The organism is Faecalibacterium sp. Marseille-Q4164, assembly GCF_017377545.1.
Classification (GTDB): Bacteria; Bacillota; Clostridia; order Oscillospirales; family Ruminococcaceae; genus Faecalibacterium; species Faecalibacterium duncaniae.
Map to the genome: position 1 here is coordinate 190,522 of NZ_JAFREJ010000003.1, position 25,879 is coordinate 216,400.

Below are 25,879 nucleotides of genomic sequence, written 5' to 3' on the forward strand. Positions count from 1 at the left end.
GATTAGAGCAATCACTTCTGCACCCAAGGTATCAGGTTGACCGAATTCTTAGGAGGCGAACGCTCTATCCAGCTGAGCTATGAAGACGGATACCATATTATAATACCGCAACTTCCCCACAAAATCAAGTTGAATCGGAAAGAAAAAAGGTGTATCCTATAAGAGAGGTACTCATGCGCGGCATGGGTGCAGAATGAAGTGCAGGTGCAGCACAGGCGGCCCGGCACAAAAAGGAGCCAACTTATGGGGATGAAACGGAAAAAGAGAGCACCGCATCGGCGCGGCTGGCTGCTTGGCAGCAGTGCAACGCAGGTCATCTGCATCAGCTTTGTGCTGCTGATCGCGCTGGGAACGCTGCTGCTGACACTGCCCATTTCCAGCCGCAGCGGTCGGCTGGGCGTGGTGGATGCCATGTTCACTGCCACCAGTGCCACCTGTGTGACAGGTCTGGTCGTGCGGGATACCTGGACGCAGTTCACGCCCTTTGGGCAGGCGGTGGTTTTGCTGCTGATCCAGGTGGGCGGTCTGGGCCTGGTGACACTGACCAGCTTTTTTGCGCTGGCTGCCAAACGCCGGATGGGCTTTAAGGATCTGCGGCTGCTGGGAGAAAGCGTTTCGGCCAGCGGTTACTCGCAGGCTACCGATGTGCTGAAGATCGTGGTCAAGCTGGCGATGACCTTTGAGGTCATCGGTATGGTGCTTCTGATGATCGCCTTTGTGCCGCAGTTTGGTGCGGAGGGCATCTGGATCAGCGCATTCACGGCCATCTCGGCGTTCTGCAATGCGGGCTTCGATCTGTTTGGCCGGTTCGGGCAGTATTCCTCGCTGGCTCCCTATGTCAGTAATTATTATGTACAGGCTGTGATCATGTTCCTGATCATGGCAGGCGGTCTGGGCTTTATGGTCTGGGTGGAGATCGGCGAGTGGCGCAAGAAGCGGCACCTGTCTCTCCATGCCCGGATGGTGTTGCTCTTCTCCTGCATCCTGTGGGTGGGCGGTGCTGTCCTCATCGGCCTGATGGAGTGGAACAACCCCAAGAGCATGGGCGGGTTGTCCGTGCCGGGCAAGGTGATGGCTGCCCTGTTCCAATCGGTGTCAACCCGTACTGCCGGTATGAACACCATCGACCTGGCCGCCTGCGGGCCCATCACTAAGCTGCTGATGAGCGTTCTGCAGTTCATCGGCGCGGCTCCCGGTTCCACCGGCGGCGGTGTGAAGGTGACCACCTTTGCAGTTCTGATCCTGACCATGCGCAGCGTGGCGCAGGGCCGGGACGATTGTGTCATCGGCGGCCACCACATTGAATCCAAGACCGTTTACCGTGCGCTGACCATTATCATGCTGGGCATGGTGGCAGCGCTGGGTTCTGCCGTGGTGGTCTATTACAACACCTCGGATGCTGTAACGGTCATTGACGCGATCTTTGAATCCTGCTCCGCCTTTGGCACCGTGGGCCTTTCGGTGGGCGTGACCAGCCAGCTGAACACCGGGGCCAAGCTACTGTATATGCTGGTGATGTTCATGGGCCGTGTTGGCCCGGTGTCCTTTGCCATCAGCCTGACCAGCAAGCCCGATGACAACAAGCGCAAGATCCTGCCCGTTGGACAGATCAACGTGGGATAAGAAAAAATGGACGGCTCTCGTTTTCGGGAGCCGTCCATTTTTATGTGCAGTCAGCGTGGGAACGTTCGGGGAGCGGAATCATTTGCTGTAGATCTCCACGATATTCAGCAGGATTTCGGTTGCCTTGTCCATGCGTTCTACGGTGGTGCATTCGCACACGCCATGGAAGTTGAAGCCGCCGGTGCCCAGGTTGGGGCAGGGCAGGCCCTTCCAGCTCAGGGTGGCACCATCGGTGCCGCCGCGCACAGGCACTTCCTCGGGGGTCAGACCGGCCTTTTCGATGGCCTTGCGGGCGTTCTCCACCAGATGGAAGTGGGGCTTGATCTTTTCCAGCATGTTGCGGTAGCTGTCCTTGATCTCCACCTCCACGGTGCCGGGGCCGTACTTGCCGTTGAGGTAATCGGCAATGTGGAGGAGGTTATCCTTCTTGTACTGCAGCTTGTCGGCATCGTGGTCGCGCAGGATGTAGCCCAGCTTAGCGTTGGTCACGTCGCCGTACATCTGGCAGAGGTGGTAGAAGCCCTGACGGCCCTCGGTGGTCTCGGGACGAGCCATGATGGGCAGGGCAGTGTGGAACTCCATGGCCACATTGGAGGCGTTGATCATGGCATCCTTGGCGGAGCCGGGATGCACCGAGAAGCCGTGGATGGTCACGGTGGCGGCAGCTGCGTTGAAGTTCTCATACTCGATGCCGCCCACGTCACCGCCATCAACGGTGTAGGCGAAATCCGCGCCAAAGCCCGGGATATCGAAGAGGGAAGCGCCCTCGCCGATCTCCTCGTCGGGGGTGAAGGCGATGCAGAGCTTGCCGTGGGGGCGGCCCTCGGCAAGGAGGATCTCGGCGGCGGTCAGGATCTCTGCCACACCGGCCTTGTCGTCTGCGCCCAGCAGGGTGGTGCCGTCGGTGGTGATCAGGGTCTCACCCTTGAGGTCGGCCAGGAAGGGGAAGGTGGAGACCTTCATCACCATGCCGGTGGCGGGCAGGGTGACATCGCGGCCGTCATAATTCTCGTGCAGGATGGGGGAAACACCCTCGCCGGAAGCATCGGGGGCGGTGTCCATGTGGGCAATCAGGCCCAGGGCAGGCTTGTCCTCACAGCCGGGGGTGGCGGGGATGCTGCCGTAGACATAGCAGTGCTCGTCTACCCGGGCATCCTCGATGCCCAGAGCCTTCATCTCTTCCACCAGCTGGCGGGCCAGGTCAAACTCCCGCTCTGCCGAGGGGTGGGTGCCGCTCTCGGGGTCGGAGGTAGTGTAAACGCGGACATAATTCAACAGTCGCTCGTATGCACGCATAAGAATGCTCCTTTGCTTGTATTTGATTCTATGATACGCTTTTCCGCGGCAATTTACAAGAGGGTGCAGCAGGGGAGCGCAGATCGAAGCGCAGTAAAACAACAAAAACACCGTCAGCCCGTTGTGTCAGGCTGACGGTGTTCTGTTTGAGGGGAGCGTTTAACGCTTGTATTTGGCGGCCGTCTGCAGGCGCTGCATGGCGCGGTCCAGTGCGATCTTGCTCTGGTAGTACTCGTGCATGCTCTGCTTGTGCTGCAGGCGCTCCTCGGCCCGGATGCGGGCAGCCTCGGCGCGGTTGCGGTCGATATCCTCGGGCCGCTCGGCGCTGTCCACCAGCAGCAGGACAAAGGTGGGGGTCACTTCTGCAATGCCGTCGCCCACCAGCACCTCGCGGGTCTCACCGTCCACGGTGAACTTTGCAATGCCCATGTGCAGGGCCACCAGCACGGGGTTGTGCCCGGCCTGCACGCCGTACACGCCGTCGCCGGTGGGCAGGGTCAGGCTCTCGCAGTAGCCCTGATAGAATTCACCGCTGGAAGCCGTGATGTTCAGGATGAACTTTTCCATCAGTTGGCACCGCCCTTTTCCTCCGCCTGTTTGTCTGCGTACTTCTTGCGGGCATCCGCAAGGGTGCCCACGTTGAAGAATGCCCACTCGGGCAGATCATCGCACTGGCCGTCCACAATGGCGGCAAAGCCCTTGACGGTCTCTGCCAGCGGGACGTACACACCCTTCAGGCCGGTGAAGTTCTCGGCCACCGCAAAGGGCTGGCTGAGGAACTTCTGCAGCTTGCGGGCACGGGTGACGGTGAGCTTGTCCTCTTCGCTCAGTTCGTCCATGCCCAGGATGGCGATGATGTCCTGCAGCTCCTGATAGCGCTGCAGGGTGGCCTGCACCTTGCGGGCCACACGGTAGTGCTCCTCGCCCACGATGTCGGCTTCCAGAATACGAGAGGTGGAAGCCAGCGGATCGACAGCGGGGTAGATGCCCTGCTCCACGATCTTGCGGCTCAGAACGGTGGTTGCGTCCAGATGGGCGAAGGTGGTTGCAGGAGCCGGGTCGGTCAGGTCATCGGCGGGGACGTAGACGGCCTGCACCGAGGTGATGGAGCCGTCGCGGGTGGAGGTGATGCGCTCCTGCAGGGCACCCAGCTCATTGGCCAGGGTGGGCTGATAGCCCACGGCGGAGGGCATCCGGCCCATCAGGGCGGAGACCTCGCTGCCTGCCTGCACGAAACGGAAGATGTTATCGATGAACAGCAGCACGTCCTTGTGGGTCTCCTCACGGAAGTACTCTGCCATGGTCAGGCCGGTCTCGGCGACCCGCATACGGGCTCCGGGAGGCTCGTTCATCTGACCAAAGACCAGCGCGGTCTTGTTCAGAACGCCGGAAGCGTTCATCTCGCCCCAGAGGTCACAGCCCTCACGGGAGCGCTCGCCGACACCGGTGAAGATGGAGTAGCCGCCGTGCTCGGTGGCCACGTTGTGGATCAGCTCCTGGATCAGCACGGTCTTGCCGACACCGGCACCGCCGAACAGGCCGATCTTGCCGCCCTTGGCGTAGGGAGCCAGCAGGTCGATGACCTTGATGCCGGTCTCCAGAATTTCAGTTGCAGGTTTCTGCTCCGCAAAGCTGGGAGCCTTGCGGTGGATGGGCCAGTGGGGCAGATCGTCCACCGGGCCCTTGCCGTCGATGGGGCGGCCCAGCGGGTCGAACATGCGGCCCAGAGTGCCCTCGCCCACAGGGGCATTCAGGCCGTGGCCGGTGGCGGTAACTTCCATCCCCTTGCCCAGACCCTCGCTGGCAGAAAGCATGATGCAGCGCACCGTCGTTTCATCGACGTGCTGCGCTACCTCCATGGTGCGCTCAGTGCCCTCTGCGGTCACGGTCAGCGCTTCCTGCAGGGCAGGCAGCTTGCCCCCGGTGAATTTGACATCCACCACGGGGCCCGCTACTCGAATAATAGTTCCCTGTATCATACAATTGCCTCTTATACTATGTTTCTTGCAAACGCTTCAGCATCCTCACCCTCTCCGTCATCGCTCACGCGATGCCACCTCCCCCAAAGTGGGAGGCCTTGGCAGTCCGTGCAAACTTCATCTTTATGCCAAGGGCTCTCCCTTTGGGAGAGCTGGACGCGAAGCGGCCTGAGAGGGTGAGCATGTTATTCTTGATTCTGTACCGCCGCCGCGCCGCCGATGATCTCGGTGATCTCCTGGGTGATGGAACCCTGACGGGAGCGGTTGTACTCCAGCTCCAGATCGTGGATCATATCCTTGGCGCTCTTGGTGGCGGAATCCATGGCGGTCATGCGGGCGCTCTGCTCGGCGCAGAAGCTCTCGGTCATGGCACCAAAGATCATGCCGTGCATATAGATGGGGGCCGTCTGCTCGAACACCGTCCAGGCATCCGGGAACATCTCCACCTCGCCGCGGGGGTCGCCCAGACCCTTGGGAGCAGGCGTGAGGTGGGCACGGTCCAGCGGCAGCAGGCGTTCCATGACCGGCTCGCTGGTCAGCGCGTTCTGGATCTTGGTGTAGACGATGTAGATCTCGTCCAGCTTGCCGGACTTGAAGTCATCGATGGCATCCACCGTGATATCACGGGCGCGCTGCAGGGTGGGAGCCGTGGCACCGTAATGGAAATCCTCCACCAGACGGGGATCCTTGCGGAACAGGGCACGGTAGCCTACCTGACCGATGACATAGAACCGGTCGTTCTGGTCGGCGTGCTCCCGCAGGAACTTGAGCAGGTTCTGGTTGTAGGCACCGGCCATGCCCTTGTCGGCGGTCAGCACAATGTAGGCCCGCTTGGGGTTCTCCAGATCCCGCTCGTGGAAGAAGGGGTGCTCCGGCTCGTCGGGCAGGTGGGGCACCACGCGGGAGATGGTATCCCGCATCCGGGTGAAGTAGGGCAGAACATTCTGGTAGTTCTGCCGGGCCTTGCGGAGCTTGGAGGAGGAGATCAGGTACATGGCATTCGTGATCTTCATGGTATCCTGAATGCTCTCGATCCGCTCCTTGAGCAGCTTACTGGATGCCATTGCTCTCCCCTCCCGCGAATGCCTTCCACGCGGTCAGGATGGTGTCCACCTGTTCCGGGGTGATCTTGCCCGTGGACGTGATCGCGTCCATGGTGCCGGAAACATCGGCGTGGAACTGGCGCACAAAGGCGTTGGTCTTTGCGCGCTGGTCAGCCAGCGGCAGGTCGTCCAGCATCCCGTGGGAAGCCAGGGTCAGCACGACCACCTGCTCGGCATCGGACTTGGGCTGGTACAGCGGCTGCTTGAGCATCTCGGTCAGGGCTTTGCCGTGTTCCAGCTGGCGGCGGGTCTCAGCGTCCAGATCAGAGCTGAACTGGGCAAAGGACTCCATATCCTTGTACTGGGCCAGCTCGATACGCAGGTTGGAATTGGCCTTCTTCATGGCCTTGGTCTGGGCAGCGCCGCCCACACGGGAGACCGACAGGCCAACGTTGACGGCGGGGCGGTTGCCTGCGTTGAACAGGGCGCTTTCCAGGAAGATCTGACCATCGGTGATGGAGATGACGTTGGTGGGGATGTAAGCAGAGACATCGCCCGCCTGGGTCTCGACGATGGGCAGGGCAGTGATGGAACCGCCGCCCAGATCGTCGCGCATCCGGCAGGAGCGCTCCAGCAGACGGGAATGCAGATAGAACACGTCGCCGGGGTAAGCCTCACGGCCGGGAGAGCGGCGGAGCAGCAGGGAGATGGCACGGTAGGCCACCGCATGCTTGGAAAGGTCGTCGTAGACGATCAGGACGCTCTTGCCCTTGGACATGAAATACTCAGCCAGTGCAGTGCCTGCATAGGGTGCGATGTACTGCAGGGGAGCGGAATCGGAAGCCGTGGCGGCCACGATGGTGGTGTAGCTCATGGCACCGTGCTTCTTGAGGTCCTCGGCCACGCGGGCGATGGAGGAAGCCTTCTGGCCGATGGCAACATAGATGCAGAGCACGCCGGTGTCCTTCTGGTTCAGGATGGCATCGGTGGCAATGGAGGTCTTGCCGGTCTGGCGGTCGCCGATGATCAGCTCACGCTGGCCGCGGCCGATGGGGAACATGGAGTCGATGGCCAGGATGCCGGTGTGAAGCGGGGTATCCACGCTCTGGCGCTCCAGAATGCCGGGGGCCTGCTTCTCGATGGGGTTGTAGCCTTCGGCGTTCACCGGGCCCTTGCCGTCAATGGGCTCGCCCAGCGGGTCGATGACGCGGCCCAGGAAACCATCACCCACAGGGATGCCGGCGCGCTTGCCGCTGCGGGTCACCAGAGTGCCCACGCCCACGGTCTCGGCACCGTCGAACAGCATGATGCCCAGCTTGCCCGGGTCCACGCTTTCGACCATGCCCTTGGCACCGTTCTCAAAGGTGACGATCTCACCATAAACGGCCTTGTCCATGCCCTCCACCTGCACGATGCCATCGGCAGAGGAGATGACCACGCCGCCCTCGGCAGAGGTCTGGGCAGGCTTGTAATCCTCGATGCGGGTCTTGAGGGTGGCCAGAGAGGGCTTGCCAGCCATCATCTGGTCCAGCTGGTGGCGGCCGGAGTTGTCGAATACCCGGTCGCCCACCTGCAGCACATAGCCGGAGAGCAGGCTCTCGTCCACCGAGACATTCAGGATGACCTCAGTGGCATCATAGAGCTTCTTGACCTCGGCCTTGATACGGGCAATGTCCTCTTCACGGAGCTGATGTGCGGCGCGCAGGTCGGCCTTGACGATGCGGTTCTCAGAGAAGAATTCGCGGCTGAACTCAGTTGCCATGCTCAGCACCTGCTTTCTCCAGCAGATCGTCCAGCAAACGGGAATCGTCCTGCTCGGTCAGGTTCCGGCTCAGCAGCTTCTCGCACATGGCGCGGGCCAGTGCGGTGGTCTGTGCGTCGGCTTCGCGCAGCTTGTGCTGGCGCTCTGCCTCAGCAGCGGCCTTGCCCTCGGCTACAATGGCCTCGGCCTGTTTCTGGGCCTCGGCCAGCAGCTGCTGCTTTGCAGTTTCGGCCTGCTGCTCGTAAGTCTCGCGGCGGGCAGCGGCCTCGGTGTCCACATTGCGCAGCTTGTCCTGCGCAGCGTTCATGGCCGCAGCGGCCTCCTTTTTGGAGGTCTCGGCGGCGTTCAGTGCGTCATCCACCTGTTTCTGACGCTGTGCGATGATCCCCATAACAGGCTTGTACAGGAATTTCCGCAGCAGCAAAAACAGAATCAGAACGTTGACGACTGTATACAGAAGATTCAGATTCAGTGTCAGCATTCGTCATGCCTCCGTTATCAACCCAGGAACAGGATGATCAGCAGTGCAACGACGAAACCGAAAATTGCAGTACCTTCGGCCAGAGCAGCACCCAGCAGCAGGTTGGTCTGGATCTTGCCGGAAGCCTCGGGCTGGCGGGAAATAGCCTCGGTTGCCTTGCCGGTTGCAATGCCGATGCCAATGCCGCCGCCAATACCAGTCAGCGCTGCAATGCCAGCGCCCAGAGCGATAAGTCCGTTCATAATTTTAATCTCCTTTTGATTTGATGATGGAAAGGGTTTACTCTTCGTCTCCCATGGTCTCCTTCATAAACAAAGAGGTAAGGAACACAAAGACGTAGGTCTGGATCAGACCATCGAACAGGTCAAAATACAAGCTGAAGATGGCAGGCACGAACACAGGCACCACCAGCTTGATCAGCTCCATAATGACAAAAGCGCCCAGCACGTTGCCGAACAGTCGCATGCACAGGCTGGTGGGCCGGATGGCCACCTCCAGCACATTCATGGGGGCCATGATGGGGGTGGGGGCAGCCAGGCTCTTGAGGAAGCCAACGCCGCCGCGTGCATGGATGCCGGCATACTCGATCAGGCAGATGCTCATCAGAGCAAGAGCCGCTGTGACGTTCAGGTCCTTTGTGGGGGGCTTGATGCCGAACACACCGATCAGGTTGGAGCAGCCGATGTACAGCGCCACGCTCATCAGATAGGGGACATAGCGCTTTCCACTTTCGCCCAGCAGGCCCACAAAGAAATCATTGATCGTAGTAACGACCGTTTCCAGGATGGCCTGCCGCTTGGTGATGTGATCCACCCGCAGATTCCGCGTCAGCAGGATGGAGCCGATGACAAGAAACGCCATAATGCCCCAGCTCACGACCACGGACTCCGGAATGGAAAGCCCGAACACCGTGACCATGTCAACATTCAGCTCTTCTTTCAAAGCAGCAGTCAACGCATTCATTGATTAGCACTCTCTCCTTTCTTAATTTGTGATGGTATCATAGCACGATTTCTGTCGGTTTTACAGCCCTCCACCTAACATTCTACTTTTTGTTATATTCCATTTCTGCTTTGGATGAAAACAGTTGTGCAGATTGCAAAAAGTACAGGGGGAAAACTATGCGATTTGCACAATCTCTTTGCTGATTCTTAGCCATCTGTACCATTTTCTGGCCTTTGGATGAGGTGAAATCGACATATTATTCACAGATTTTATAGCGGGCATATCAGATTTATATAGCTGCATGCTCTGTGATGATACCTATTTAACATGCTGGAGCAGTGCACCGGAAAGACGAAATTCATGTATCCCAGAAATTTGGACTTTTGATGCAAAAGTGTGTCTAATTTGTTGTGCACTCTGCGAATAGACAAACTGTGCATCTTCCTGTATAATAAAGCCAGAAACCAGAGAAGTACAGCAGAAGCTCAAATGAGAGCTAACCCCGCTGACTTTAAGCAGAAAGGAGCGAGACCGATGGTTGATATGGAACCCGCACAGTTCGGACAGACTGTCGGGATTCGCTGAGAAGCAAAACAGAGGCTCTCCACAAACGGGATGTTTCCCCCGTATAACAAAACAAATCAAAGAGCCGGTCTTGAGCATCAAAAATGCGAAAACAGTACAGTCTGTCAGAATAAATCCCCTGGCAATTCAAATAGATCCGCCCGAGGTGATCTCCCATGATGAGGACAGTTACACGGATGCACCTGTTTGAATGACCAAAAAGGAGTAACTCCAATGTACTAAGCAATGGAATCCCTGGCAAATCTAACTCGAAAGAATGTGGTAATATGAAATTCATCTTCAGAATCTCGGTACCGCAGTCTAACAGTTAAGAGAAGGGTCAGTCCAATGTACTAGAGTAGTTCATCCCCTTGCATAAAACTCTTCAGTTTCAGGTAGTTTCTAAGGAGAGTCACCCTATGAAACGCATACTCCGAAAATGAGAGAACCCAAGGAGAAGAGGCTTATGACTCCGAAGAAGTAAGTATCCAGCCGGACGAGGGCTTGCAAACGCCTCGATCCGGCTGGTTTTTGTTTATGGAGTTTTTACGGAGGTACCCCCGCATGAAATTTGACACATCCCTTTTGCTGAACCTGTTTGCTGCCGCTGCCATGCTGGTAATGGGCTTTCGCAGTTTTTCCAAAAAGCACCAGATGAAGTTCAGCGATGACGAAGAGCGGGCTATGTGGGAGAAAAAGTTCGGTGTGTTCTATTTCTTTAATGCCGTTGTGTTTGCCGCTTCGCCGTTTTTGCCCCACACTTCCATTGGCGGCAGCCGCCTGCTCTCTATCGGCATTGCTGCGGACACCGTGTTCCTGCTGATGTACCACGCTTGGAAAAAAGGCCGGGAAGACGACTGAACCGTTTCAAAAAGCATTGCACCTCCTGCATTTCTCTGCTACAATGGAGAAAACGCAGGAGGTATTTTTTATGGTCAAGCATATCATTCTCTGGCAGCTCAAGGACGAGCTTTCTGCCGCCGAAAAGGCAGAGATCAAGGCGAACATCAAAACCGGGCTGGAGGGCCTGGCAGGGCAGATCCCGGGCCTTGTGGAGGTGCATGTGAACATCAACGGCCTGCCCTCTTCCAACGCAGATCTGATGCTGGACACCACCTTTACCGATGCCGCTGCCCTCAAGGGCTACTCCACCCACCCCGCCCACGTGGCTGTGGCCGATGGCAAGGTGCGCCCCTACACCAAGACCCGTGTCTGCCTGGACTTTGAAGTGTAACTGAATGTGCAAAAAGAACACCCCCTCTGCGGTGCAGCTTCAGAAACTGCCATGCAGAGGGGGTGTATTTTGTGTTATGAGCAGATGGAACGCTTAGCGAGCGTCACGGTTTGCTTCGTACTCGTCCATGGAGACATAGTGGTCGAGGACGTGGATGCCCTTCAGGCGCTTATTGGAGAAGCCGGTGGAAGCGTACTGGCCCTCCCAGTAGTTCAGGCGGGTCGCCAGATAGGCGGGCACGCTCATGCCGCGCGGAATGACCAGTGCGTTGGTGATGAGCAGAGTCTCGGCATCGGCAAAGGCCTTGTAGCGGGCATCGATGTCATCGGTGATCTGCTTTGCAGCCTCGATGGCGTTCATGTAGGCCATAACAGCATCTGCGGTCTCGCCGGTGATGAAGCCGTCCTCCACGCCGGTGCGCAGGTAAGCATAGCGCATTCCGCGGGAATCCTCGGCCTGATAGAACGGGTCGGTCTCGGTCTCGGGGTCGGAGTAGTCAGCGCCCCAGTTGCAGAGCAGGAACTCGAACTTGCCGTTGCGGCGCACAGCAGACAGGAAGCTGTCGGAGGGGCCGGCGGTGATGATGATGTCGATGAAGTCGGTGCCGTCGTTCAGCACACCCTCCAGCTGCTGCTTGAGCACCTGGCACTGCTTGTCCCAGTCGGTGGAGGAGGGGTTGTAGGGCAGCTGCACCTTGATGGGGAAGGTGACCCCCTGTGCAGTCAGCTCCTCAATGGCAGCATCACGGTACTCCTTGGCCTTGGCCTCGTCAAAGAACTCGGTCAGGTCGGCCAGGCCGCCGCACTGGGTGTAGTCCACGCCATCGGTGGTGGCGCAGAAGTTCGGGGGAGTGATGGTGTTCAGCTTGTAGCTGTCGTAGCCCAGAGGTGCGCTGACAGCCAGCGTAACGGCGTTGTTGATGCCGTACAGGAAGGCCTTGCGGAAGTTGGTGTTGTTGATGGCCTTGGCCCAGTTCTCGGGTTCGTATTCTGCATCCACGCCCTCAACGTTCCAGTTGGAGAACTCGTGTGCAAAAGGCATGAAGTTGAACATGTAGAAGTAGGTGTAGTTGGTGTTGGGACGATCCATGGAGACCATGTCCTTGGTGGTATCGTCAGCCAGCCAGCTGTCCAGAATGTCAGAGCCGATGGTGGCTTCGTCGATCTCGCCGCGCTTGATCATCTCGGGGCCGTTCACGGCAGCCTCGGCGTTGTAAATGCGGCTGATGGTGTCGATAAAGACATTGTCCGCATCATAGTTCTCGGGGTTCTTCTTCATGATCCAGGTTTCCAGAGACTCGTAATCAGACAGGTAGAAAGCACCGCAGCTGTACAGGGTCTCGGCGCTGGTGGCATACTGGTCGCCCATCTCGCTCAGCAGGGGGCCGTAGGCGGGCTCATAGGGCAGGTAGCACAGCAGGCTCAGGAAGCCGGGGAAATCGTAAGTCAGGGTGTAGGTCAGGGTGTGGTCATCCACAGCGGTCACGCCCACGGAATCAAAGTCCACGGGGGCGTAGGTGGAAGCGGTGCCGTCTGCTGCGGTCACGGTCACGTTGCCGCTGCCATCGGTGACATAGGTGGTGCCGTCATCGTCCACAGTGCCGTTTTCAGCATTGGTCAGGTAGACGTGATAGTTGTAGTAATCATTCGCACCGGCAATGTAGGCGGTGACCAGGCCCACGTTGGAGGAAGCGTAATCCGGGGTCAGCACATACTGCAGGGCATCCACAAAGTCCTGTGCGGTCACGGGGGCAACGACTTCGCCGTTGTTGTCCACCCAGTTCTCCTCGCGCAGGGTGAAGGTCCAGGTCAGGGTGTCGGCATCCCACTCCCACTTGGTGGCCAGGCCCTCGCGCATCACGCCCTTGTTGTCGTACTCGACCAGGGTGTCCACGCAGTTTGCACCCACGACCATTTCCAGGTCGGTGGCGGTGGTCAGGTAGTTCAGGGTTGCAGGCTGGCTGGAATAAAGCACGGTGTACTTGCTGGTATCCGCACCGGAAGCAGAACCGGAGGAGCTGCCGCCGCTCTTACCGCCGCAGCTGGACAGCAGACCGGCGGCGCAGGCACCTGCGGCTGCCAGGCCGCTTGCCTTGAGGAACTGACGACGAGAAATAGACTGTTTCATAATGAAATTCCCTCTTTTCTTCGTGTTGAAGTCTGGTTGCCGCCCAAAGCCGACAGGCCCGCTGTTTCCCGGCAGCGGGAAGCAAAAAAGACGTAACGGAAACACATCCGTTACGCCTTTGTAACTTGTCCTCCCGACCACAGCTGGGTGGTTAAGAAGAATTATAGCATTTTTTTGGAGCTGCGTCAATAAAAACCTCTCCGTCCATGCGAAGCGCCGGAGAGGTCCAGCGATCAGCAGGTGCTTTCGGTCGGGGCGGGAGCGGCTCCTGCTTCAGGGGCAGCGGCGCTTTGCGCTGGCTGAGAGGGCTGCATCTCGGCAGCCAGCTCTTTTGCAGCCGCTTCTGCGGCCTTTTTGGCCTCGCGCTCGGCCTGACGCTCCTTGGCGCGGGCCACAGCCTCCTCCTGCCGTTTTTTGGTGCGCAGCTTGATGCGGCAGACAGAACAGATGCCGTCCGCACAGTTGGGCGCAATGGGCTTGCCGCATTCTTTGCAGAGGGTCTTGGTGCACTTGTAGACACTGACGGGGCCAAGGCTGGTCAGCTGGCGCAGCTTCAGGCCGTCCAGACCGCCGTTGGAGCAGGCGGCAACGCAGACCCCGCACTCGCTGCACTTCCACGGCGTGATCACCGCGCGGGTCTGGCCGTCGGGCAGGTCCTCAAACTTGATGGCACCGCTGCGGCAGCTCTTCTCACACCGGCCGCAGGCAAAGCACTTCTGGGTGAAGTTGGGCAGGTGGTAGCCATAGCGCAGGGGCGTTTCGGACACCGCCTTGAGCTGCTTGGTGTACTGGTGGAGCAGCAGCCGGAAATCCTGGCTGCTCTCGTCCTCGCTGCGCAGGCCGGGCAGCATCCGCAGCAGCTGCTTGGTGCCCTTTTTGGAGCCGGAGGTCACCTGCTCCATCATCTCACGGCGGGAGTACTCCTTGACGTGGAAGGGGGCATCGTCCAGCTCGTATGCCAGCGTGAATCGGGCCTCGAACAGGGGCTGGCCGAAGAACTCCACCAGCCGGGTCAGAACGGCACGCAGATGCTCGGCACAGACATCGTTCTCGCACTCGCCGCAGGGGGTCAGGTCGAGGACGATCTTCTTGTTCAGGGCAAGGTAGGCCAGCGCTTCCCACGAATAGGCCGAGACGCAGGTGCGCACCACGGTGTTTTTCCGGGTGGATTTTTCGCAGCCGATCCAGATGGTGTCACCATCGCTGTCGGCAGGGGAGATATCCCGCTGCACCTGCTCCGGCGAGGGGGCAATGCAGCCCGACCGGCAGGCTGAAACACACAGGCCGCAGTCGGTGCAGGGATCCCAGTCCTTGACGAGGTTGGGGCGGGTGAAGATCTCATCACCATAGGGGCAGATATCCTTGCAGGCTGTGCAGGGGGTGCGGTGGGGGTGCAGGTTCCAGCACTGCTTGCGGTTCACTTCGGGGTGGGTGGTCTTCATCAGCGCATCCATGGCGTAGCGCGTAAAGATACTCATAGGATCACTCCTTTTCAGGGTCCATCACCGTGGTGATGTCGGCGTTGTCCAGCAGGAAGCGCTGGACTTTCTGTGCAACCAGTGCGGCGGCAAGGGTGTCCGGGCTCAGCACCCGGCGGATGTCGGCCTCCGGGGTGTCCTGCAGCTGGGACAGGCGGCGGTACTCGTTGTTGACCTCCAGCGTGCTCACGGTGATGTTCTCGGCCTCGGCAATGGAGCGGGAGGCCAGCATGGAGCGCAGGTTCCGCTCGGCAGCGTCACGGTAGCCTGCCCGCAGGGCGGCAGCGGTGGTGTGGCTGTTCTTGCAGTGCTTTTCCAGGGTGATGTTGCTGCGGGAGAGCCGCTGCTCCAGCATCCGCATCTCATTGTCGGCGGTGCGGTCCAGCATGGCTTCGGGCAGGTCCACGGTCAGGTTGGCACCGGCCTTTGCCAGCAGTTCCTGCCCGGCGGCGCGGTCGGCGGCATCTTCGTGGATCTTCCGCTTTTTGGCCCGCACGGCCTCGCGCATGGCGGCAAGGTCTGCATAGCCCTGTGCCCGGGCAAATTCCTCGTTCAGCTCCGGGGTGGTCTTTTCGGCCACGGAGTGCAGCTTGATCTCAAACTGCGCGGTCTTGCCGGAGAGCTCCTCCACCCGGAACTGCTCCGGGTAAGTGAAATCAAAGCGGAAGGTCTCGCCAGCGGTGTGGCCGTAGATGGCATCTTCGGCGGCAGGCATCAGCTTGCCGTCCCCCAGAACCACCATCACCTTTTCCATCCGGCTGTCGGGGATCTCCTCCCCGTCCATGAAGCCGACAAAATCCAGCAGAACCCGGCTGCCGCGCTTGGCGGGGGCGGTGGAGTTGTGGTAGACGGAGCGCATCCGGGTCTGGTGGACCATCTCCTGGTCAATGGTCTTTTCGGAAAGCGGCCGCACATGGCGGGTGACAGCCAGCCCCTTGTACTGGCCTAATTTTACTTCTGGTAGATTTTTTGCGTTGTTGGACATATCGTTTTACTCTCCTTTTATAAACCATGAACAGCCAGCCAGTTTTCCACAACAGAGGAAAACATTTCTGGGTATTTGGCGTTTTCAGCATCAAATTCATGGAGATAGGTCTCCACTTCCTCACGTGTCACGGGAGTGGTGCGTTCCCAGATCGTGAACACCGTGCCGTTGCCCATATCGAAGGTCGCAACTTGCTGGTGGGTAGTCTCTCTCAGCTGAAGAAAAACGGCGTTGAACCGGTGGCCCAGTTCCGTGTCCGGAGCCAGTGAGAGGGGGAACGGGTCTGCAGTTACCACATATCTGGCATCAAAGAAACCGGTGGGGAAATAGTGGGTGCCCGGCACCGAGAAGCTGTCCGGCAACTTGCCGTCCAGTGCATGGTTGGGCAGGTCACAGTTCCGCAGGTGGCCGGGATTGTAGAGCATGTCATCCGGGATCATATAGGCGACCTCGCCCTCCCCCAGATGTTCAACCAGCCATTGTGCCATGGCCTGGATCTGCGGTTTGTCCTTGCGGTCATAGGTCAGCTCGTCCAGCCGCTGATACTCAGCAAGGTCTGCCGGGTGGAACGCATGGATAACGAACTCTGGCAAGGCCATGACAGTGAGCGGGGAGCACCGCACCGACACGGCGAACAACAGTGTAAAGACCCAGAAACAAAGCTTTGGTATTTTGAAATGCTCGATACTCTCTGCCAGACCCGCCGCACCGCAGAGAAACAGAATGACATAGGCGGGCACGTACAGCAGCATCTGATGGGAGCCGGAATTCTGCACTCGGGTAAATAAGAGCATACTGAGCATCAGCTCACACAGCGCCAACACAGGCAGGCTGGGCTTTTTCCGCTTGACGCAGAGCCACAAACCAAACAGGATCAAAATAAGGTTCAGCAGGCCGGTGCGCATGGCATGATAATAGAGCTCTACCGCAATGCCGCCGACATTATAGTACGAATAGCGGTCGGAGTAGTTAAAAGCCAGGATCTTGCTGACCATGGGCCAGAGCAGGACCACCATTGCTGCCATGGCGCAGACACCAAACAGGATGAGGTTGCGTACTCGGCGCAGGGCAAGGCCCTTTTGGCCCTGTTTTGCGAGCTTTGCACTGCTTACAAAGAGCAGAAGCGCATAGGAAAAGTAATAGCCCACCACAAAATATAAGTACCAGCGGCGGCTCAGGATAATCGCGGCCGTTGCCAGGAAGATGAGCACGAACCGCCCCGGCTCCAGCTTTTCAAAACGGTAGTCCAATGTGAGGAGCAGAATGGCAAAAGCGAAGATCAGACCGAACCAGTCCGGCTGTGCCAGCATAGCGCTCATTCGCAGGAACGGATAGGTCAGCACCCAGGAAAAGCCGATGATAAAATACCAGAACTTATTCTTGACCTCCAGAATCTGCCCGATTTTGATCGTGAGACCAGCCAGCATCAGCATAAGGCTGGGGAGCACACAGAAAACCTGCGCAAAAGCGTAGCTGTCACCCGTTTTTGCGGTGAGGCAGAACGGGAACTCAGTGAACAAGGTGATGAAATTGGTGTAGTCTTCAGAAAATGTGCTTATGATATACTTAAAACCGGCCACCGGACCCAGCGCAAAAGCCGCTTCGGTATTGAACTGCTTCTGAATGTAGTTCACATAATCCCAGGCGTAGATGAACTGCCGCCGCCCCAGCGCCCAATAGAAGTAGAGCACAGCTCCGGCCCAGAAGGCGATGATGGCTGCGCGGTGGAAGAAGTCCAGCTCCACACCGGCAGTGTGCAGCACCCACAGCGCGCCGTAGAACAGCACACAGCTGCACCACAGGCTCACCAGCGGGAAGAACGCCGCCGCGGTGGGGAACAGCAGACCCACCAGCACCAGCAGGAGTGCTCCAGCACCCAGCCCGATGCCGCCCTTTGCCCAGGGTGAAAGGGTCTTCTTTTCAGAAAGTATCGTTGACATTGTACATGCTCCTCGGTTTTGAACCACAATATTACAGCTTACAGTATAATGATTCCGGGCGGCACAGGCAAGAGGGCAGGCCCCCGGAAGATAAAATATCCCGCCTGCATTTCAGCAGACGGGATATTTTGAATGCGATATTACTTTTTGGAATTCTGCTTTGCCGCGATGGTGGCCTTGCGCTTCTGGGCGGCGGCCTTGCGGGCAGAGGCCTGTGCGGCTTCCGGGTGGGGAGCCTCCGGCGTGATGCGGTACATCCGGCTGCCCATGGCGGGCAGATCCACGCTCAGGGTGTAGTCCCGGCCGTACACGCCGCCATCGGTGGTGTGCAGGTGTCTGGTGCGGCTGCGGTCCGCGCCGTTCCAGCAGGCAGCCTCGCTGTTCAGCAGCTCATCGGCGGCGCAGGGGTACTGGAAGTAGAGCGGGAACTTTTTGTGGACGGTATTCTGGGTGTTCATCACACAGAGGATGGTCTGGCCCGCGCCTTTCCGCAGCCAGGCGTACACGCCTTCGTCCCGGCTCTCGCAGGCGATCCACTCAAAGCAGTTCGGGTTGTATTCGCCATCGTAGAGGGCGGGTTCGGTGGCATACAGGCGGCCCAGCTCGGCAAAATATTTCTGGAAGCTGTCGTGGAAGGGATACTTCATCAGGCCCCAGTCCAGCTCCTTTTTCTCATCCCACTCCCGGAAATGCCCCAGCTCATTGCCCATAAAGTTCAGCTTTTTGCCCGGGTGGGTGTACATGTAGAAGTAAAGGGTGCGCAGCTGGGCACATTTTTCCTCGTAGGTGCCCCACAGCTTATCAATGATGGTCTTTTTGCCGTGCACCACCTCGTCGTGGCTGAGTGCCAGCAGATACAGCTCATTGTAGAAATACTGCATACTGAAGGTCAGCTTGTGGTAGGCATCGGGCCGCTCACCAAAGGGCGTGGCAAAATAATCCAGCGTGTCGTGCATCCAGCCCATGTCCCACTTATAATCGAAACCGATGCCGTCGTAGCGGGTGGGGGCGGTGACCTTGAGGAAGTTGGTGGAGTCCTCGGCGGTGTAGATGCCGGTGGGCCAGCGCTCGTTCAGGCCGTGGTTCAGGTTCCGCAGGAAGGTAACAGCGCCCTCGTTCACGCCGCGGTTGGGGTCGCCCTGCCAATAAAGAGCGCGGGAGATGGCGTCCATCCGGATGCCATCGCAGTGGTAGACATCCATCCAGAGGGCAGCGGCGCTGTTCAGGAAGCTGCACACCTCCCGGCGGTAATAGTTGAAGTTGCAGGTGCCCCACTCGCTGTGGCCCACATCACTGTCGTACTCGTAGAGGTGGGTGCCGTCAAAGTTGGCGAGCGCGTCGCCATTGGCGGCAAAGTGGACGGGCACAAAGTCCATGATGACACCAATGCCCATCCGGTGGCAGGCGTTGACAAAGGCTGCAAAGTCGGCAGGGTCGCCGTAGCGGCTGGTGACAGAGAAGTAACCGGTGGTCTGGTAGCCCCAGCTGCCGTCAAAGGGATGCTCTGCCAGCGGCAGCAGCTCCACATGGGTGAAGCGGTGATCCAGCAGCCAGGGGATCAGCTCCCGGGCCAGCTCCCGGTAATTGTACCAGCCGTCTGAGCCGTCCTCGCGGGTGGCGTTGGGCTTGTGCTTCCAGCTGCCTGCATGGAGCTCGTAGATGTTCAGGGGCAGGTTGCGGTACTTGTCCCGCCGCTCCATCCAGCTGGAATCGTCAAAGGCAAAGTCCATCCGGGCCAGCCTGCTGGCCGTGCCGGGCCGCAGCTCAGTGGAAAAGGCATAGGGGTCAGCCCGCATCACGGTGCTGCCATCCTTGCCGTGGATGCGGTATTTGTACAGCTCTCCCTCGGCAAGGCCGAGCACAAAGCCGCTCCACACGCCGGTGTCGGCCTTCTGCATGGGAACGCCCGGCCCCCAGCCGTCAAAGCCGCCGCAGATCTCCACAGCCACGGCCCCCGGGGCCCACACGGCAAACCGCCAGCCCTCCTGCCCAAAGTCATCCCGGCAGGGGTGCGCGCCCAGCACACGGTAGGCATCAAAGCATTCGCCCGCAAAGAACGAGCGGTCGATGGTGGGAAAATTCATGCAGATTTCTCCTTTTCTCAACGGGATACACCCGGTCATATTTACCAATAATTTTTAATCAAAATCGTCACACTTGCTGATTTTAACGGAGACTATGTAGAGAATTTATCAAACATCCACACAATTGGCGGAGTTTGTGGTATACTGAGCCTACCGCTGCTGGGCGGCAGAAGAAATGATATGGGAGAGAGTAACTATGGCATGGTATGATACCGCAGTTTTTTATCACATTTATCCGCTGGGCCTGTGCGGCTGTGCGCACGAAAACGATGGCCAGCCCACACCGGGCGCGTTCGCAAAGCTGAACGCCTGGGCCGAGCACGCCTCCAAAGACCTGGGCTGCACGGCCATTTATATCGGCCCGCTGTTCGAGAGCGGCTCCCACGGCTATGATACCATCGATTACCGCCGGGTGGACCGCCGCCTGGGCACCAACGAGGAGTTCAGGGAGTTCGTGGCCAACTGCCACGCCCGGGGCCAGAAGGTCATTGTGGACGGTGTGTTCAACCATGTGGGCCGGGATTTCTTTGCCTTCAAAGACCTGCAGGCCAACCGCGAGAACGCCCGTTATAAGGACTGGTTCTGCGATGTGAACTTCTGGGGCAACAACGAGTACAACGACGGTTTTTCTTATGGCAACTGGGGCGGCTTCAACCTGCTGGTCAAGCTGAACCAGCGCAACCCCGAGGTGCAGAACTACCATTATGATACCATCCGCTTCTGGGTCGATGCATTCGACATTGACGGCATCCGGCTGGATGCAGCAGATGTGCTGGACTTCGACTTTATGAAGGGTCTGCGCCGCCTTGCCAACGAGGTCAAGCCTGAGTTCTGGCTGATGGGCGAGGTCATCCACGGCGATTACAGCCGCTGGGCCAACCCTGAAATGCTCCATTCCGTTACCAACTATGAGCTGCACAAGGGCCTGTGGAGCGGCCACAACGACCACAACTATTTTGAGATCGCACACACCATGCGCCGTCTGCAGGGGCTCTGCCACGACACCCGGCTTTATACCTTCTCGGACAACCACGATGTGGAGCGCCTGCCCAATAAACTGCGGAACAAGGCGCACATCCGGCACATTGCAATTCTAGTATACACGCTTTGGGGCATTCCGTCCATCTACTACGGCTCCGAATTTGGCATCGAGGGCAAAAAGGAGTGGGGCAGTGACTGGCCACTGCGCCCCTGCCTGGAGCTGGACAAATTCCGGGATGACATGACCACCAACCCCGTCACCAGTGTGTACGCCGCATTGGGCAGGCTGAAGGCCGAATACCCGGCCCTGAGCTGGGGCGAGGTGAAGGAGCTCCAGCTGACCACCCAGTGCTATGCCTTTGCCCGGGTGCTGGATGGAAAAGCCCTCGTGGCCGTATTCAACAACGGCGACGGCCCGGCGGAGATGGAATTCCAGCTGCCGGTGGAGGCCAACGCTGCAACGGACCTGCTGGCCGATACCGTGGGCGCTGAGAATGTGATGGTCAGCCTTGCATCTGGCCGGATGAAGGTCCAGCTGCCCTCCAATTACGCCACTGTCCTGCGTCTGGATTGACAGGACACCTGTCATGCACTATTATAATAGGGAAAAATGCTGACAGGGGGAACAACAATGAACGCAGCACAGCGCCGGGAAAAGATCTTGCAACAGCTCCATGGGGCCAGCGCACCCATCAGTGCCAGTGCACTGGCCGCAAAGCTGGGGGTCAGCCGCCAGATCGTGGTGGGGGACGTGGCCCTTCTGCGGGCAGGCGGGGCCGAAATTGAGGCCACCCCGCGCGGGTATCAGTTCCACCCGACCCCCGGCGGCTACACCGGCATCCTTGCCTGTGTGCACAGGACTGCCGATGAGATGCGCACCGAGCTTTACACGGTGGTGGATCAGGGAGGCGTGGTGGTCGATGTGGCGGTGGAAAACCCGCTTTACGGCGAACTGCGGGGCAACCTGAACCTTGCCAGCCGATACGATGTGGACACCTTTATCACCCAGGCAGCCAATACCCCGGAGTGCCTGCTCAGCCGGATGACCGGCGGCGTGCACCTGCACACCCTCCGCTGCCCGGATGAAGAAACATTCCAGAGGATCGAAGCTGCATTGAGAGAGAAAGGGATTCTCTATTGATATTGTAAGAAAACTCGAACAAACTGTCTATCCCCGAAAAACGAAAAGCGTTGGATATCCAACGAAACAATGAAAGTGGTTGATTATTTTGGACATCCGCATTGAAAAGACTGACCGCGCCATCGAAAAGGCATTCATGGAGCTGCGTGCCCGCCAGCCGCTGGAGAAAATCAGGATCAAAGACCTGTGCACACTGGCCAAGGTGAACAAATCCACCTTTTATGCCCACTATGAGGATATCTATGAGCTGTCCAGCCGGTTGGAGAACAAGCTCATCCATGTCATTCTGGACAGCGTGCCCAATGTGGGGCTTACCGCTGCACACACAGAGCAGCTGACCCGTGAACTGTTCCATGCCTTTGTTCAGAACCAGGAGGCGGTGAACATCCTTTTCTCCGGGGCAAGGCAGGGGATCTTTGCCAACTGCATTGAAAAGGGTCTGCGAGACCGTCTGGCGGCCAAAGACCCCACCTTTGCAGCGGACCCCGACCGGGGCATCCTGCTTTCCTTCTGTGTGCAGGGCTGCTTCTATGCCTTTGCCAACAACAGCGGCCAGATGGACGTGGAACATCTGGTCGATCTGCTGGCTGTGATCGCCAAGGCGGCGCAGAGCCTGAACCGATGACGGAATCGTAATCATGAGAAAGGCTCCTGCGAAAGCAGGAGCCTTTCTCATTTAAAATACATGGAAACCGGTTCTTTTTATTGTTTCAATTCATGGCTCCGGCCTTTGTGAACATCTGTTCGACCTGCGCGGCGAGCAGGCTGTGCTCCGTCGCTTCCAGCAGGGGGTCTGCGGCCAGCAGAGCGGCGGCCTCGGCCTGAGCGGCGTGAAGGGTGCGGGTGTCGTTCATCAGGTCGGCAATTTGCAGGGTGGGCAGGCCGTGCTGGCGGCTGCCGAAAAAGTCGCCGGGGCCGCGGGTCTCAAGGTCGAACTGCGCCACGGCAAAGCCGTCCGAGGTGGAGCAGAGGAACTTGAGCCGCTTCTGGACGCTCTCGGCGGTGTTGTCGCTGACAAGGAAGCACCAGCTCTCGGCGGCACCCCGGCCCACGCGGCCCCGCAGCTGGTGCAGGGCACTCAGGCCGTAGCGCTCGGCATTTTCGATGACCATGACGGTGGCGTTGGGTACATCCACGCCCACCTCGATGACGGTGGTGGATACCAGGGCATCCAGCCGGCCGGCTTTGAAATCGTCCATTACAGCGGCTTTTTCCTTTGGCTTGAGCTTACCGTGCATCAGGCCGACCCGGCGGTCGGGGAGAAGGGCTTTGGCAATGTCCTCGTAGTAACTCTTTACGGCGTTCAGCCCGCCGTCCGGCGTGTCCTCGATGGCGGGACAGACGATATATACCTGCCGTCCGGCTCCGATCTCCCGGTCAAGAAAGCCGTAGAGATCCCGCCGCTTTTTTCCGGTGATACACCGGGTCTTGACGGGCTTGCGGCCCGGGGGCAGCTCATCAAGGATAGAGATGTCCAGATCACCGTAGATCAGCAGGCCCAGTGTGCGTGGAATGGGCGTGGCGCTCATCACCAGCAGATGGGGGTTCGCAGCCTTTTCGGCCAGCATTCCGCGCTGGCGAACGCCGAAGCGATGCTGCTCGTCCACCACAGCCAGACCCAGCCGGGCAAACTCCACGCCCTCGCTCAGGATGGCGTGGGTGCCCACCACAAGGTCGGCTTCGTCACTGCGGATGGCAGCCAGCGTGGTGCGGCGGGCGGCGGCCTTCATGCCGCCGGTCAGCAGGGCCACACGCATCCCGAAGGGGGCCAGCATCCGGTTCAGATTCTCTGCGTGCTGGGCGGCAAGGATCTCGGTGGGGGCCAGCAGGGCCGCCTGGTATCCGCTGCGGATGCAGGCCCAGATGGCGGCGGCGGCAACCAGCGTCTTGCCGCTGCCCACATCGCCCTGCAAAAGGCGGTTCATGGAGGTGCTGCCGGACAGATCGGTCAGAATTTCGTCTACGGCCCGGCGCTGGGCACCGGTGGGGGAGAAGGGGAGCGATGCCCAGAAGGGGGCCGGGTCGAGCCGCTGCATGGGTGCACCGGTGGAGGCGCTGCCCCGGTTCTTCATTCGTCCAATGCCCAACTGGAGCACCAGCAGCTCCTCGTAGATGAGCCGCCGCCGGGCTGCAAAAGCCTCCTCTTCCGTGGCAGGGCAGTGGATGGCCCGCACGGCATCGGCCTTGGAGAGCAGGCGGTATTTTTTCAGCATCTCCTCTGGCAGCGGGTCGGGCAGGAGTTCCGCATGGGGGAGCAGCTGCCGGATGCATTTTGCGATCACAGTGCTGGAAAGCCCCTCGGTCTGGGGGTAAACGGCCTCGAAGGGAGCGGCGGTGATCTGTGCCGCTGTGCGCACCTGCGGGTTGACCATCTGACGGCGAAGCATCCCGCCGGTCACGATGCCCTCAAAATAGTATTCCTGCCCCAGCTCCAGCTTCTGGGTGGCATAGGGATTGTTGAACCAGGTGATCTCCAGGCTGGAAACATCATCCCCGGCGGTGATGCGCTCCATCCGCCGCCCGCCCGGCAGGATGCGCCCAGCAGGTTTGGCGAACACCTCGGCCTTCACCACGCACTCGGTGTCTGGCGGGGCCTCGGCAATGGAGTAGGGACGGGAAAAATCGATGTACCGCCGGGGATAGTGGCAGAGCAGATCGGCCAGTGTCACGATGCCCAGCTTCTCGAACCGCTCGGCGGTCTTGGGCCCCACGCCCTTGAGGTAGCGCACCGGCGTGTCCGGGGTCAGGGTGGTGTGATGTTCAGCGGGCATGGCAGGCCCTCCTTTCCGCAAAAATAGTATCCCCATTGTAACACAGGAACGGGGAAAAATCTGCCTTACAAAATTCGCTTTTGAAGATCCTCAACAGAAGGCAGCTGCTTTTCAAATTCTTCCGGCAGGCAGCTTGTGATACGGTATGCGCTGACTCCGATGGGTTTACTCATATCTTTAAGGGAGTACTCTGCAACCAGATCGTTCTTGCTTTTGCAGAGCAGAAGGCCGATGGAAGGGGAATCCTGTTCTTTTTTCAGTAATCCATCTACCGCAGAAAGGTAAAAATTAAGCTGTCCGGCATACTCTGGTTTGAATTCGCCTGTTTTCAATTCGATCACAACATAACAGCGCAGGCTCAGATTATAAAACAGCAGGTCGATATAAAAATCATCACCGCCGACATTCAGATGATACTGGTTGCCCAGAAAAGCAAAGCCAGTGCCCAGCTCCAGCAAAAGCTTGGTGACATCTTTGACAAGAGCCTGCTCGATATCCCGCTCAAGCATATTTTCCTTCAAAGGGATAAAATCAAAGAGATAGGGGTCTTTCATCGTTTGCAAGGCAAGCTCACTTTGCGAGGCGGGCAGACGAGCTTCAAAATTTGTGATTTTTGATGCAATGGCCTGACGTTGATATAATCCACCCTCGATCTGATGAATCAAAACATTCCGAGACCAACCGTTTTCAATAACTTTTTCAGCGTACCATAGGCGTTCTTCTGGTGAGGAAAGCTTATCCAGGAGAACGGTATTGTGTCCCCACGGAATTTGTGCAACAGGCTGTTGCACAAATTCCTCGTCAGGGTAAGCAAGTGCAAATTTTGCCATATACTTCAAGTTGCGAACGGAATAACCGGAAGCGTCCGGAAAAGCCAGTTTGATATCGGAAGAAAGGCTTTCAATGAATTTGCTGCCCCAGGTCTTGTGTTCATTGATCGTATTGCCAATCGTATGGTAGAGAAGCAGAAGCTCCCGGTTGATACTGACCGATGCGCGATACTGTGCCGCACGAATTTCCTGCTTGATGGATTCGACAGTATTCAGATATTCGCTGGAATTCAAGAGCACTTTGCCGGCCCCCTTCGCAAAAATAGTATCCTCATTGTAACACGGGAACGGGGAAAAGAAAAGTAAAACAAAAAATCCCGGAAGCCGCAGCTTCCGGGAACTTTTGGAGGTGACGACCAGATTTGAACTGGTGGATGAGGGTTTTGCAGACCCTTGCCTTACCACTTGGCCACGTCACCATATTTGGAGTGAATATTTCCACTCCATTTGGAGCGGCCGACGAGGCTCGAACTCGCTACCTCCACCTTGGCAAGGTGGCGCTCTACCAGATGAGCTACGGCCGCATATTGGTGCATTTACCCTTGCACCACAGGGAAAGACGACCCGGATCGGGCTCGAACCGACGACCCCCAGCGTGACAGGCTGGTGCTCTAA

General features: G+C 58.5%; 21 protein-coding genes and 2 tRNA genes. 6 read left to right on the forward strand and 17 right to left on the reverse strand.

Features of this window, described 5'->3' with window-relative positions; genetic code table 11:
- Nucleotides 1-249 precede the first annotated feature (249 nt).
- Nucleotides 250-1,623, forward strand: a complete 1,374-nt coding sequence (locus J3352_RS05930) for a TrkH family potassium uptake protein (RefSeq protein ID WP_242699895.1) — start codon at nucleotides 250-252, stop codon at nucleotides 1,621-1,623.
- Nucleotides 1,624-1,701: 78 nt separating this feature from the next.
- Here J3352_RS05930 and pepT read toward each other — a convergent pair whose 3' ends face one another.
- From pepT to J3352_RS05970, 8 genes are all read right to left on the reverse strand, one after another.
- Nucleotides 1,702-2,919 carry a peptidase T gene (pepT, locus tag J3352_RS05935; RefSeq protein WP_005933076.1) on the reverse strand — a complete coding sequence of 406 codons (1,218 nt, stop codon included), beginning with the start codon at nucleotides 2,917-2,919 and terminating at the stop codon, nucleotides 1,702-1,704.
- Nucleotides 2,920-3,078: 159 nt separating this feature from the next.
- Nucleotides 3,079-3,486 (reverse strand): ATP synthase F1 subunit epsilon, encoded by a 408-nt coding sequence (gene atpC / locus J3352_RS05940; RefSeq protein ID WP_097770960.1) that lies wholly within the window; start codon nucleotides 3,484-3,486, stop codon nucleotides 3,079-3,081.
- Entirely contained in the window at nucleotides 3,486-4,898 is a 1,413-nt protein-coding gene (atpD, locus tag J3352_RS05945) for a F0F1 ATP synthase subunit beta (protein WP_005933079.1), read from the reverse strand. The genes atpC and atpD overlap by 1 nt, the downstream gene beginning before the upstream one ends.
- A 185-nt stretch (nucleotides 4,899-5,083) precedes the next feature.
- Nucleotides 5,084-5,962: an ATP synthase F1 subunit gamma gene (gene atpG, locus J3352_RS05950; protein ID WP_156061955.1), complete on the reverse strand. Its 879-nt coding sequence runs from the start codon at nucleotides 5,960-5,962 to the stop codon at nucleotides 5,084-5,086.
- Nucleotides 5,949-7,703 (reverse strand): F0F1 ATP synthase subunit alpha, encoded by a 1,755-nt coding sequence (gene atpA / locus J3352_RS05955; protein ID WP_005933083.1) that lies wholly within the window; start codon nucleotides 7,701-7,703, stop codon nucleotides 5,949-5,951. The genes atpG and atpA overlap by 14 nt, the downstream gene beginning before the upstream one ends.
- Complete coding sequence (atpF, locus tag J3352_RS05960) at nucleotides 7,693-8,184, reverse strand: F0F1 ATP synthase subunit B (protein WP_156065980.1); 492 nt, start codon at nucleotides 8,182-8,184, stop codon at nucleotides 7,693-7,695. The genes atpA and atpF overlap by 11 nt, the downstream gene beginning before the upstream one ends.
- 17 nt (nucleotides 8,185-8,201) lie before the next feature.
- On the reverse strand, nucleotides 8,202-8,426 hold the full coding sequence (gene atpE / locus J3352_RS05965) for an ATP synthase F0 subunit C (protein WP_005933085.1): 225 nt from the start codon (nucleotides 8,424-8,426) through the stop codon (nucleotides 8,202-8,204).
- A gap of 37 nt (nucleotides 8,427-8,463) precedes the next feature.
- The gene (locus J3352_RS05970) at nucleotides 8,464-9,147 is read right to left on the reverse strand and encodes a F0F1 ATP synthase subunit A (RefSeq protein ID WP_005933086.1); all 684 of its coding nucleotides are present in this window, start codon (nucleotides 9,145-9,147) and stop codon (nucleotides 8,464-8,466) included.
- 1,110 nt (nucleotides 9,148-10,257) lie between these two features.
- On the opposite strand from J3352_RS05970, the gene J3352_RS05975 reads away from it, so the two are divergent.
- Both J3352_RS05975 and J3352_RS05980 read left to right on the forward strand, forming a co-directional pair.
- Entirely contained in the window at nucleotides 10,258-10,554 is a 297-nt protein-coding gene (locus J3352_RS05975; RefSeq protein ID WP_097772539.1) for a hypothetical protein, read from the forward strand.
- Nucleotides 10,555-10,624: 70 nt separating this feature from the next.
- Nucleotides 10,625-10,927: a Dabb family protein gene (locus tag J3352_RS05980; protein ID WP_097770964.1), complete on the forward strand. Its 303-nt coding sequence runs from the start codon at nucleotides 10,625-10,627 to the stop codon at nucleotides 10,925-10,927.
- A gap of 93 nt (nucleotides 10,928-11,020) precedes the next feature.
- Here the strand turns inward: J3352_RS05980 and J3352_RS05985 are convergent, their stop codons facing one another.
- From J3352_RS05985 to glgB, 5 genes are all read right to left on the reverse strand, one after another.
- Nucleotides 11,021-13,054 carry an ABC transporter substrate-binding protein gene (locus tag J3352_RS05985; protein WP_156065978.1) on the reverse strand — a complete coding sequence of 678 codons (2,034 nt, stop codon included), beginning with the start codon at nucleotides 13,052-13,054 and terminating at the stop codon, nucleotides 11,021-11,023.
- A 233-nt stretch (nucleotides 13,055-13,287) separates the two neighbouring features.
- Nucleotides 13,288-14,532, reverse strand: coding sequence for a ferredoxin family protein (locus tag J3352_RS05990; protein WP_098922909.1), 1,245 nt, complete (start codon nucleotides 14,530-14,532; stop codon nucleotides 13,288-13,290).
- 4 nt (nucleotides 14,533-14,536) lie between these two features.
- Nucleotides 14,537-15,517 (reverse strand): trigger factor, encoded by a 981-nt coding sequence (tig, locus tag J3352_RS05995; protein WP_005933098.1) that lies wholly within the window; start codon nucleotides 15,515-15,517, stop codon nucleotides 14,537-14,539.
- Nucleotides 15,518-15,534: 17 nt separating this feature from the next.
- Complete coding sequence (locus J3352_RS06000; RefSeq protein WP_005933100.1) at nucleotides 15,535-17,457, reverse strand: hypothetical protein; 1,923 nt, start codon at nucleotides 17,455-17,457, stop codon at nucleotides 15,535-15,537.
- A gap of 140 nt (nucleotides 17,458-17,597) precedes the next feature.
- Nucleotides 17,598-19,541, reverse strand: coding sequence for a 1,4-alpha-glucan branching protein GlgB (gene glgB, locus J3352_RS06005; RefSeq protein ID WP_097772533.1), 1,944 nt, complete (start codon nucleotides 19,539-19,541; stop codon nucleotides 17,598-17,600).
- Nucleotides 19,542-19,737: 196 nt separating this feature from the next.
- On the opposite strand from glgB, the gene J3352_RS06010 reads away from it, so the two are divergent.
- The 3 genes from J3352_RS06010 (at nucleotide 19,738) to J3352_RS06020 (ending at nucleotide 22,288) form a co-directional block, all read left to right on the forward strand.
- Complete coding sequence (locus J3352_RS06010; protein WP_197036490.1) at nucleotides 19,738-21,096, forward strand: alpha-amylase family glycosyl hydrolase; 1,359 nt, start codon at nucleotides 19,738-19,740, stop codon at nucleotides 21,094-21,096.
- Nucleotides 21,097-21,153: 57 nt separating this feature from the next.
- Nucleotides 21,154-21,663 (forward strand): transcription repressor NadR, encoded by a 510-nt coding sequence (locus J3352_RS06015; RefSeq protein WP_005933106.1) that lies wholly within the window; start codon nucleotides 21,154-21,156, stop codon nucleotides 21,661-21,663.
- Nucleotides 21,664-21,751: 88 nt separating this feature from the next.
- Nucleotides 21,752-22,288, forward strand: coding sequence for a TetR/AcrR family transcriptional regulator (locus J3352_RS06020; RefSeq protein WP_097770970.1), 537 nt, complete (start codon nucleotides 21,752-21,754; stop codon nucleotides 22,286-22,288).
- Nucleotides 22,289-22,373: 85 nt separating this feature from the next.
- Here J3352_RS06020 and recG read toward each other — a convergent pair whose 3' ends face one another.
- The 4 genes from recG to J3352_RS06040 all read right to left on the reverse strand — a co-directional run bounded on the left by recG (nucleotide 22,374) and on the right by J3352_RS06040 (nucleotide 25,788).
- Nucleotides 22,374-24,434 (reverse strand): ATP-dependent DNA helicase RecG, encoded by a 2,061-nt coding sequence (gene recG, locus J3352_RS06025; RefSeq protein ID WP_156065974.1) that lies wholly within the window; start codon nucleotides 24,432-24,434, stop codon nucleotides 22,374-22,376.
- A gap of 65 nt (nucleotides 24,435-24,499) precedes the next feature.
- Nucleotides 24,500-25,504: a PDDEXK nuclease domain-containing protein gene (locus tag J3352_RS06030; protein WP_347562986.1), complete on the reverse strand. Its 1,005-nt coding sequence runs from the start codon at nucleotides 25,502-25,504 to the stop codon at nucleotides 24,500-24,502.
- Nucleotides 25,505-25,608: 104 nt separating this feature from the next.
- Nucleotides 25,609-25,683: transfer RNA gene (locus J3352_RS06035), tRNA-Cys, on the reverse strand.
- Between the two features lie 29 nt (nucleotides 25,684-25,712).
- Nucleotides 25,713-25,788, reverse strand: a tRNA-Gly gene (locus tag J3352_RS06040).
- Nucleotides 25,789-25,879: the final 91 nt, after the last annotated feature.

What these genes read in the sequence shown, in the direction of transcription:
- J3352_RS05930 (WP_242699895.1), top strand. Translation starts at nt 250, where the DNA reads ATGAAACGGAAAAAGAGAGCACCGCATCGGCGCGGCTGGCTGCTTGGC.
- pepT (WP_005933076.1), bottom strand. Translation starts at nt 2,919, where the DNA reads ATGCGTGCATACGAGCGACTGTTGAATTATGTCCGCGTTTACACTACC.
- atpC (WP_097770960.1), bottom strand. Translation starts at nt 3,486, where the DNA reads ATGGAAAAGTTCATCCTGAACATCACGGCTTCCAGCGGTGAATTCTAT.
- atpD (WP_005933079.1), bottom strand. Translation starts at nt 4,898, where the DNA reads ATGATACAGGGAACTATTATTCGAGTAGCGGGCCCCGTGGTGGATGTC.
- atpG (WP_156061955.1), bottom strand. Translation starts at nt 5,962, where the DNA reads ATGGCATCCAGTAAGCTGCTCAAGGAGCGGATCGAGAGCATTCAGGAT.
- atpA (WP_005933083.1), bottom strand. Translation starts at nt 7,703, where the DNA reads ATGGCAACTGAGTTCAGCCGCGAATTCTTCTCTGAGAACCGCATCGTC.
- atpF (WP_156065980.1), bottom strand. Translation starts at nt 8,184, where the DNA reads ATGCTGACACTGAATCTGAATCTTCTGTATACAGTCGTCAACGTTCTG.
- atpE (WP_005933085.1), bottom strand. Translation starts at nt 8,426, where the DNA reads ATGAACGGACTTATCGCTCTGGGCGCTGGCATTGCAGCGCTGACTGGT.
- J3352_RS05970 (WP_005933086.1), bottom strand. Translation starts at nt 9,147, where the DNA reads ATGAATGCGTTGACTGCTGCTTTGAAAGAAGAGCTGAATGTTGACATG.
- J3352_RS05975 (WP_097772539.1), top strand. Translation starts at nt 10,258, where the DNA reads ATGAAATTTGACACATCCCTTTTGCTGAACCTGTTTGCTGCCGCTGCC.
- J3352_RS05980 (WP_097770964.1), top strand. Translation starts at nt 10,625, where the DNA reads ATGGTCAAGCATATCATTCTCTGGCAGCTCAAGGACGAGCTTTCTGCC.
- J3352_RS05985 (WP_156065978.1), bottom strand. Translation starts at nt 13,054, where the DNA reads ATGAAACAGTCTATTTCTCGTCGTCAGTTCCTCAAGGCAAGCGGCCTG.
- J3352_RS05990 (WP_098922909.1), bottom strand. Translation starts at nt 14,532, where the DNA reads ATGAGTATCTTTACGCGCTACGCCATGGATGCGCTGATGAAGACCACC.
- tig (WP_005933098.1), bottom strand. Translation starts at nt 15,517, where the DNA reads ATGTCCAACAACGCAAAAAATCTACCAGAAGTAAAATTAGGCCAGTAC.
- J3352_RS06000 (WP_005933100.1), bottom strand. Translation starts at nt 17,457, where the DNA reads ATGTCAACGATACTTTCTGAAAAGAAGACCCTTTCACCCTGGGCAAAG.
- glgB (WP_097772533.1), bottom strand. Translation starts at nt 19,541, where the DNA reads ATGAATTTTCCCACCATCGACCGCTCGTTCTTTGCGGGCGAATGCTTT.
- J3352_RS06010 (WP_197036490.1), top strand. Translation starts at nt 19,738, where the DNA reads ATGGCATGGTATGATACCGCAGTTTTTTATCACATTTATCCGCTGGGC.
- J3352_RS06015 (WP_005933106.1), top strand. Translation starts at nt 21,154, where the DNA reads ATGAACGCAGCACAGCGCCGGGAAAAGATCTTGCAACAGCTCCATGGG.
- recG (WP_156065974.1), bottom strand. Translation starts at nt 24,434, where the DNA reads ATGCCCGCTGAACATCACACCACCCTGACCCCGGACACGCCGGTGCGC.